Raw genomic sequence first — 342 nt, 5'->3', positions numbered from 1 at the left:
TCTCGCGGACGACGTTCTGCTGCGCGCGGATCTGTTCTCCCTTGCTGAGCGGGCCGAGCATGTGCTGCTGCTCACCATGCACCACATCGCCTCGGACGGCTGGTCGCTCGGCCCGCTCGCCCGCGATCTGTCCGCCGCGTACACCGCCCGGCGCGCGGGCCGTGCGCCCGTGTGGCCGGAGTTGCCGGTGCAGTACGCGGACTTCGCGTTGTGGCAGCGCGAGGTGCTGGGTGTGGAGGGTGTTGAGGGGAGTGTGTTCGACCGTCAGGTGGGGTTCTGGCGGGAGCGGCTTGCGGGGTTGCCGGAGGAGTTGGCGCTGCCGGTGGATCGTGCGCGTCCTGT

1 protein-coding gene is annotated in these 342 nt (G+C 70.5%); it reads left to right on the top strand.

Annotated elements, in window-relative coordinates; all coding sequences use genetic code 11:
- Positions 1 to 342, top strand: a 342-nt coding sequence (locus NP777_RS47360; protein ID WP_256656396.1) for a condensation domain-containing protein, incomplete at both ends; no start/stop codon positions are given.

Source organism: Streptomyces rugosispiralis, assembly GCF_024505145.1.
Taxonomy (GTDB): Bacteria; Actinomycetota; Actinomycetes; order Streptomycetales; family Streptomycetaceae; genus Streptomyces; species Streptomyces rugosispiralis.
The sequence above is the reverse complement of the archived record's forward strand: the minus strand, read 5'-3'. Positions and strand labels throughout refer to the sequence as shown.